1 rRNA gene is annotated in these 2163 nt (G+C 52.8%); it reads right to left on the reverse strand.

What is annotated here, in order from left to right:
- Positions 1-2138, reverse strand: a 23S ribosomal RNA gene (locus N6P30_RS24210); the annotation flags it as partial.
- Between the last annotated feature and the right edge of the window lie 25 nt (positions 2139-2163).

Consider the following 2163-nt stretch of genomic DNA (forward strand, 5'->3'; position numbering starts at 1 on the left):
CTTCAAAGCCTCCCACCTATCCTACACATCAAGGACCAGTGTTCAGTGTCAAGCTATAGTAAAGGTTCACGGGGTCTTTCCGTCTTGCCGCGGGTACACTGCATCTTCACAGCGAGTTCAATTTCACTGAGTCTCGGGTGGAGACAGCCTGGCCATCATTACGCCATTCGTGCAGGTCGGAACTTACCCGACAAGGAATTTCGCTACCTTAGGACCGTTATAGTTACGGCCGCCGTTTACCGGGGCTTCGATCAAGAGCTTCGCGTTGCCGCTAACCCCATCAATTAACCTTCCGGCACCGGGCAGGCGTCACACCGTATACGTCCACTTTCGTGTTTGCACAGTGCTGTGTTTTTAATAAACAGTTGCAGCCAGCTGGTATCTTCGACTGATTTCAGCTCCACCCGCAGGGGCTTCACCTACATATCAGCGTGCCTTCTCCCGAAGTTACGGCACCATTTTGCCTAGTTCCTTCACCCGAGTTCTCTCAAGCGCCTTGGTATTCTCTACCTGACCACCTGTGTCGGTTTGGGGTACGATTTGATGTTACCTGATGCTTAGAGGCTTTTCCTGGAAGCAGGGCATTTGTTACTTCAGCACCGTAGTGCCTCGTCATCACACCTCAGCGTTAATAAGGTACCGGATTTACCTGGAACCTCCGCCTACATGCTTAAACCGGGACAACCGTCGCCCGGCTAACATAGCCTTCTCCGTCCCCCCTTCGCAGTAACACCAAGTACAGGAATATTAACCTGTTTCCCATCGACTACGCCTTTCGGCCTCGCCTTAGGGGTCGACTCACCCTGCCCCGATTAACGTTGGACAGGAACCCTTGGTCTTCCGGCGAGCGGGCTTTTCACCCGCTTTATCGTTACTTATGTCAGCATTCGCACTTCTGATACCTCCAGCATGCCTCACAGCACACCTTCAACGGCTTACAGAACGCTCCCCTACCCAACAACGCATAAGCGTCGCTGCCGCAGCTTCGGTGCATGGTTTAGCCCCGTTACATCTTCCGCGCAGGCCGACTCGACCAGTGAGCTATTACGCTTTCTTTAAATGATGGCTGCTTCTAAGCCAACATCCTGGCTGTCTGTGCCTTCCCACATCGTTTCCCACTTAACCATGACTTTGGGACCTTAGCTGGCGGTCTGGGTTGTTTCCCTCTTCACGACGGACGTTAGCACCCGCCGTGTGTCTCCCGTGATAACATTCTTCGGTATTCGTAGTTTGCATCGGGTTGGTAAGCCGGGATGGCCCCCTAGCCGAAACAGTGCTCTACCCCCGAAGATGAGTTCACGAGGCGCTACCTAAATAGCTTTCGGGGAGAACCAGCTATCTCCCGGTTTGATTGGCCTTTCACCCCCAGCCACAAGTCATCCGCTAATTTTTCAACATTAGTCGGTTCGGTCCTCCAGTTAGTGTTACCCAACCTTCAACCTGCCCATGGCTAGATCACCGGGTTTCGGGTCTATACCCTGCAACTTAACGCCCAGTTAAGACTCGGTTTCCCTTCGGCTCCCCTATACGGTTAACCTTGCTACAGAATATAAGTCGCTGACCCATTATACAAAAGGTACGCAGTCACACCACGAAGGTGCTCCCACTGCTTGTACGTACACGGTTTCAGGTTCTATTTCACTCCCCTCGCCGGGGTTCTTTTCGCCTTTCCCTCACGGTACTGGTTCACTATCGGTCAGTCAGGAGTATTTAGCCTTGGAGGATGGTCCCCCCATATTCAGACAGGATACCACGTGTCCCGCCCTACTCTTCGAGTTCACAACCTGTGCATTTTCGTGTACGGGACTGTCACCCTGTACCGTGCGACTTTCCAGACGCTTCCACTAACACACAAGCTGATTCAGACTCTGGGCTGCTCCCCGTTCGCTCGCCGCTACTGGGGGAATCTCGGTTGATTTCTTTTCCTCGGGGTACTTAGATGTTTCAGTTCCCCCGGTTCGCCTCGTTAACCTATGTATTCAGTTAACGATAGTGTGACGAATCACACTGGGTTTCCCCATTCGGACATCGCCGGGTCAAAGGTTCATATCACCTCGCCGGCGCTTTTCGCAGATTAGCACGTCCTTCATCGCCTCTGACTGCCAGGGCATCCACCGTGTACGCTTAGTCGCTTAACCTCACAACCCGAAGATGTTTCACTTC

The organism is Enterobacter sp. PL1 (assembly GCF_945957325.1).
In the GTDB taxonomy this organism is placed as follows: Bacteria; Pseudomonadota; Gammaproteobacteria; order Enterobacterales; family Enterobacteriaceae; genus Enterobacter; species Enterobacter roggenkampii.